6 protein-coding genes are annotated in these 6,052 nt (G+C 73.1%); all 6 read left to right on the forward strand.

Features of this window, described 5'->3' with window-relative positions; translation table 11 throughout:
- Positions 1-73: 73 nt before the first annotated feature.
- The 6 genes from ABT129_RS31070 (at position 74) to ABT129_RS31095 (ending at position 5,812) form a co-directional block, all read left to right on the forward strand.
- The gene (locus ABT129_RS31070) at positions 74-1,318 is read left to right on the forward strand and encodes an MFS transporter (protein ID WP_351908247.1); all 1,245 of its coding nucleotides are present in this window, start codon (positions 74-76) and stop codon (positions 1,316-1,318) included.
- Positions 1,315-2,232, forward strand: a complete 918-nt coding sequence (locus ABT129_RS31075; protein ID WP_351908249.1) for a TIGR03619 family F420-dependent LLM class oxidoreductase — start codon at positions 1,315-1,317, stop codon at positions 2,230-2,232. The genes ABT129_RS31070 and ABT129_RS31075 overlap by 4 nt, the downstream gene beginning before the upstream one ends.
- Positions 2,229-3,197, forward strand: a complete 969-nt coding sequence (locus tag ABT129_RS31080) for a LysR family transcriptional regulator (protein ID WP_351908251.1) — start codon at positions 2,229-2,231, stop codon at positions 3,195-3,197. Before ABT129_RS31075 ends, ABT129_RS31080 begins: the two co-directional genes overlap by 4 nt.
- 366 nt (positions 3,198-3,563) lie before the next feature.
- A complete protein-coding gene (locus tag ABT129_RS31085) occupies positions 3,564-4,493 on the forward strand; it encodes a DMT family transporter (protein ID WP_351908253.1) in 930 nt (309 codons plus the stop codon).
- A 198-nt stretch (positions 4,494-4,691) separates the two neighbouring features.
- The gene (locus tag ABT129_RS31090) at positions 4,692-5,312 is read left to right on the forward strand and encodes a LuxR C-terminal-related transcriptional regulator (RefSeq protein WP_351908262.1); all 621 of its coding nucleotides are present in this window, start codon (positions 4,692-4,694) and stop codon (positions 5,310-5,312) included.
- A gap of 71 nt (positions 5,313-5,383) precedes the next feature.
- Positions 5,384-5,812, forward strand: coding sequence for a tautomerase family protein (locus ABT129_RS31095; protein WP_351908254.1), 429 nt, complete (start codon positions 5,384-5,386; stop codon positions 5,810-5,812).
- Positions 5,813-6,052: the final 240 nt, after the last annotated feature.

Consider the following 6,052-nt stretch of genomic DNA (forward strand, 5'->3'; position numbering starts at 1 on the left):
GCGCCACGCACGGTCAGTAGCGTCCGCAGGGCTGTTCGGCACGACGTACGCACACGAGAAACAAGGGGGTGTGATGGGCGGCACTCGCGCGGTGGCCCTGCTCGCACTCGGCTCCTTCGCCATCGGGACCGACGCCTACGCGATGGCGGGACTGCTCCCCGGCATCGGGGCCGACCTGGACGTCTCCGTCTCCCTCGCGGGCCAGTCCGTCACGGCCTTCACCCTCTGTTACGCCGTGGCCGCGCCGCTGTTCTCGGCCGTCCTGGCCCGCTGGGGCACCCGCACCGTCCTGGTGACCGCCCTCGTCGTCTTCGTCCTCGCCAACACCGGTACGGCACTGACCGGTTCGTACGCCGGGCTCCTCGGCACCCGGGCCCTCGCCGGCGCGGGAGCGGGGCTCTTCGTCCCGGCCGCGGCCACCGCCGCCGTCGCCCTCGTGCCACCCGAGCGGCGCGGACGCGCCCTCGGCCTGGTCCTCGGCGGAATGAGCGCGGGCACCGTCCTCGGCGTGCCGCTCGGGCTGCTCGTCGCCGCCCACTCCGGCTGGCGCACGGCCCTCTGGCTGATCACCGGACTCGGTGTGCTCGCCCTCGCCGGCGTCGCCACCGGGCTCCCCGACGTCCGAGGGGCCGCCGCGCCCTCCCTGCGCGCCCGGCTCGGCGCCCTCGCCAAGCCCAGGGTCGCCGTCGTCGTCACCGTCACCTTCACCCAGACCGTCGCCAGCCTCGGCCTCTACACCTACCTCGAACCGGTCCTCCACCGGGTCGCCGACGTCGGCAGCGCCGTGCCGTACCTCTGGGTCTGGGGCATCGGCGGCGTCTGCGGCAGCCTCCTCGCCGGCACCCTCGTCGACCGCACCGGAAGGCCCGCCCTCCTCGCCGTCGCCCTCCTCGGCACCCTCGGCGGCGCCCTGGCCCTGCTGCCCTGGACCGGCTCCGTGCCCGGCCTCGTCCTGCTGCCCCTCGTCGTCTGGGGCGCGGTCGGCTGGGCCTTCGTCGTCCCGCAGCAGCACCGGCTGCTCGCGCGGGGCGGCGAGGGGGGAGCGGCCGCCGTCGGGCTCAACAGCTCCGCCACCTACCTCGGCGGCGCCGTCGGCTCCGCGCTCGGCGGCCTCGCCCTCGCCCACGGGCTCGACGCCCGCTGGCTCCCGCTCCCCGCCGCAGGGGTCGCGCTCGCGGGAGTCCTCTTCCACCTCACCGCGGTGCGCGCGCTCGCCCGGAGCGACGCCCGGGCCGGCCGCGCCACCACGGACCACGCCCACGGGACCGGAGCCGCGGACGCGACCGCGGCCGAGGCCCTGGAAAGGAACGCCCCATGAAGTTCGGCGTCAATCTGCCCAACTACGGGCCCGAGGCCACCCCCGACGCCCTCGCCGACTGGGCGCTGCGGGTCGAGTCGATGGGCTACGACTACGCGATGGTCTCCGACCACGTGGCGCTCACCCCGGACGTGCAGCACCTCTTCCCCGCCCCGTTCTACGACCCCTTCGCGACCCTCGCCTGGCTCGCCGGCGTCACCAGGACCGTGGGGCTCGGCACGACGGTGACGATCCTCCCGTACCGGCATCCCGTGCACACCGCGCGCGTCGCCGCCAACATCGACCGGTTCAGCAACGGCCGGTTCGTCTTCGGCGCGGCCGCCGGCTGGGCCGCCCGGGAGTTCGCCGTCCTCGACGTGCCGTACCGCAAGCGCGGCGCCATCAGCGACGAGTACCTCGCCGCCATCAAGGCCTGCTGGGCGAACGAGGTCGCCTCCTTCGACGGCGCCCACGTCTCCTTCCGCGAGGTGCACACCGGGCCGCTCCCCGTGCAGCGGCCCGGACCGCCCGTGTGGGTCGGCGGACACAGCTACGGAGCGCTCCGCCGGGCCGTCCGCCTCGGCGACGCCTGGCACCCCACCTCCGTCTCCGGCGACTGGCTCCTCGGCGTCGGACTGCCCACGCTCCGCCAGGTCGCCGAGGAACACGAGCGGCCCGTGCCCGAGGTCTGCCCCCGGATCAAACTCCGCGTCACCCCCCGGCCGCTCGGTCCCGGCCGGCTCCTCGGCGAGGGCACGCAGGCCCAGATCGCCGACGACCTCGGACTCCTCCAGGACCTGGGCGCCCACGCCGTCGTCCTCGACCCCACCTACCCGGGCGACCGGCGCGAACCCGGCCGCACCGCGCGGGACCTCGACGTCCTGGAGACACTGGTCAAGGAGGTCATCGACGTGGACGCCGGCTGCGTACGATGACCGAGCGGCGGCAGCGGGAGGGGGTGCGGGACGTGTCCGATCTGGACCTGCGGAAACTGCGGGTGCTGAGGGAACTCAGCGAACGCGGCACCGTCAGCGCGGCCGCCCAGGCGCTCCACCTCACCCCGCAGGCCGTCTCGCAGCAGATCAGCGCCCTGGGGCGGGAGTTGGGCGTCCCGCTCACCGAACCCTCCGGGCGCCGGCTGCGGCTCACGGGGGCGGCGCGGATCGTGCTCCGGCACGCCGACGCCGTCTTCACCCAGGTCGAGCAGATGCGCGCGGAGCTCGCCGCCCACCAGAGCGGCGAGCGCGGCGAGGTGGCCGTCGCCGGCTTCTCCACGACCCTCTCCGCGCTGATCCTGCCCGCCGTGGCGCGGCTGCGGGAGACGCGGCCGCTGCTGCGGACCTCCCTCGCCGAGGTCGACCCGCCGGAGAGCTTCTCCCTGCTCCAGCGCGGCGAGACGGACGTCGTCATCTCCGCGGACACCACGCGCGCCCCGGGCACGGGGGGCGAGGACGGCCGCTCCGACGGCCGTTTCCACCGGGTCGTCCTCTGCGACGACCCCTTCGACATCGCCCTGCCGGCCGGGCACCGGCTCCTCGGCAGCGAGCGGCTGCTCCTCGGCGACCTCGCCGACGAGACCTGGATCTTCGCCACCACGGGCCTCTGTCATGACATCGGCGTCGCCGCGTGTACGGCGGCCGGTTTCACCCCGCAGGCCTCCCACGCCATCGGCGACTGGGACGCCACGCTCGCGGCGGTGCGGCTCGGCCTCGGGGTCGCGCTGGTGCCCCGACTGGCCAAGCCGGTCCCGCGGCCCGAGGTGACGATCCGCGCGTTCAGCGAGCGGGCTCCCTCGCGCACGGTCTTCGCGGCCGTACGCGAGGGCAGCCAGACCTCCCCGGAGATCGCCGCCGTGCTGGACGCGCTCCGCACGGCGGCCAGGGCGGCCGTCGCCCACTGACCGGCGGGGGACGGCTCGTCCCCGGTGCCATCGGCCCGCCGACCGGCGGAGGCGGCTCGTCCCCGGTCCCGTCGGGCCGCCGACCGGAAGAGGCGGCCTCGTCCGTGGTCCCGTCGGGCCGCCGACCGGCGGAGGCGGCCTCGGCCGTGGTCCCGTCGGGCCGCCGACCTCGGTCCCGGGGCGCCCCACCCGCTCGTACGCGATTCGCCACGGCTGGTGGACGGTACCGTCCACCAGCCGTTGCTGGACCGGCCCGGCCGCCGGTGCGAGGCTCGTTCCCGTACCGCGGAGAGCTCCGCGTCCCCTCACTCCTCCTCTTCCCCCACCTCCTTGCGGAGCCCTGTCTTCGGAGAGCGGTAAACACCCATGTCCAAAGCCACGTACACGCGGCTGGCCGCGCTGAGCCTCATCTGGGGCTCCGTCTTCCTCTGGATCAAGATCGCCGGGTACGGCTTCTCGCCCGTGCAGATGGTCCTGATCCGGCTGGCCCTCGGCGCCGTCGTCATTCTCGCCATCGGATACGCGAAGGGGCTCAGGCTGCCCAAGGAGGCCGCCACCTGGGGCCATCTGACCGTGGCCGCGCTGCTCGGCAACGCCGTCCCGTGGACCCTGTACGCCGAGGGCGAGATCGCCGGATCGAGCAGCGTCGCCGCCGTGGTCAACGGCAGCGCCCCGATCTGGACCCTCGCCGCGGCCCTGCTCCTCGGCCAGGAGAAGCGGGTCTCCGGCTTCAAGGCCGGCGGCGTCCTGCTCGGTCTCGGCGGCACCGCCCTCATCGCCTCGCCGTGGAACTCGGCCTCGGCCGGCACGGGGTGGAGCATCCTCTGCTTCGTCCTCGGCTCGATCAGCTTCGGCGCCAGCTTCGCCTACATGGGCAAGTTCCTCGTGGGCAGGGGCATTCCGCCCCTGATGCTCGCCGGCGGACAGCTCAGCGCGGCCACCGTGCTGCTCCTGGTCGCCTTCCCCTTCCTGGGGCTCCAGACCATCACCTGGCGCACCGACTCGGTGATCGCGGTCCTGGTCCTCGGCGTGGTCTGCACCGGCTTCGCCGCGCTGCTCAACTTCGAGCTGATCATCAAGGACGGGCCCACCGTGGCCTCCACCGTCACCTATCTGATGACCGCCGTGGCCGTCGTCCTCGGCGCCGTGGTGCTCGACGAGCCCCTCGGCTGGACCGTGTGGATCGGGGCGGCGGCCGTGCTCGCGGCCACGGGTCTGCTCCGGCGCAAGCCGCGCCCGGCTCCCGAGCCGAAGCCCGAGGCCGCCCCCGTACCGACCGGGGCAGCCGCCGATTAGCCGACCACCGTCGAGAATCGGCAGCACAAGGCGATACCCGGCCGTTTTCGGCGGCCGGGTGCGCGTCATTCCCTCAGGATGCCCAGGAAATGCCGGGCCGCCGCCCGCAACATTGTGTTCATTCATGGGGCGGGTGGTGGGTGGTAGCGTCACAAGTGGAAACATCCGGCCTTTCTGGGGGAGTCGTACGTGGCTTTTGTGGTCGAACTCGTTTTCCGTGGTAATGAGACGGACCGGTTGAGTTTCGGAGAGGCTCACCGGACCTACTGGAAAAGGATGACCGCCCGCGGCATCCTGCTCGGTGGCGGCCCATGGCGGGACGGCACCGGGGAACTCCTGGTCTGCGAGGCCCGTGACCGCCGCACGCTGTTACGGGTTCTCTACGCCGACCCGTACGCGCAGGCCCAGGTCATCTCCGAACTGCGCGTCCGCGAATGGAACGCGGTCATGGGGCACGTCGTGCTCGCCGGTCTCGAACGGTCCACCGGCGGTGCCGGGACCCACGAACGAATACGCGGGGGCGTCCTGACGCCCGTCCCGCCGGCCATCCGCCCGGTGGCCGCCCCGGTCGTCCCGCCCACCGTCCCGCCGGCCCTCCGCGAGGAGGCCGCCGTCCGTGAGGAACTGACCGCCCACGAGCGGCGCATCGCCACGATGATGCTCGACGGACTGACCAACAAGCAGATCGCCGAGTCCTTCACGGTGTCGACCCGGGCCGTGGAACTGCACATCACCCGGATCTACCGCAAGCTCGACATCCGCCGGCGCGCCCAACTGGCCGCTGCCATCGACCGGTTCGAAGCCGCGCTGGCCTGCTGATCCTTCCGCGCGCCCGTAGTCGTCACCACACCCGCACCCATATCCGTACACACACATGCTGGGGAGTCGCCATGCCGCTGGTCGAGATAACCGTTCCCGAGGGCGCCCTGTCCGGGGCCGCCGCGGAGGTCCTGCAGCAGCAGGTCGCCGACGCCGTGCTGACCGCCATGGGGCTGCCCCGTACCGACTTCTTTGCCTCCGCCACCTGGGTGTACGTCCGCGAGGCCGCCAAGGGGCTCGCGACCACCGGGGCCGGCACGCCGCCGGGCGTCCTGGTCGTGGTCACGCCGCTGAAGGGCTTCCTCACGCCCGAGCGCAACGAGGCGCTCTCCGTCGAGCTGACCCGGTACGTCCAGGAGGCGACCGGGCCCGACACCGTCGTCTGGCTCGTCGTGAACGAGATCCCGGAGGGCAACTGGGCCGTGAACGGCGGGCTGACCCGCCGGGCGAAGATCGACGAATTCGTCGCCGAGGCGGCACGGGCCGGCCGGGCCGACTGAATTCCGTTCCCGTATTCCGGGCGTTCGATATTCCAGGAACTTTGCATTCCGGTCGTTCCACATTCCGGTCGTCCTGTTTTCACGTTCCTCGTTCCCGTTCCTCGGACACGACGGCGGCCCCCCCGGTTGAAGGGGGGGGCCCCGGCCGATGTGGGGGTACGGGCCCCGGCGGTACGCACAGCCCAACGCGTAAAAACACACAACCACGAAGAAAATAAGGATGTGGGGATGGGGGTGGAG

This window comes from Streptomyces sp. NPDC002057 (assembly GCF_040296665.1).
Taxonomy (GTDB): domain Bacteria; phylum Actinomycetota; class Actinomycetes; order Streptomycetales; family Streptomycetaceae; genus Streptomyces.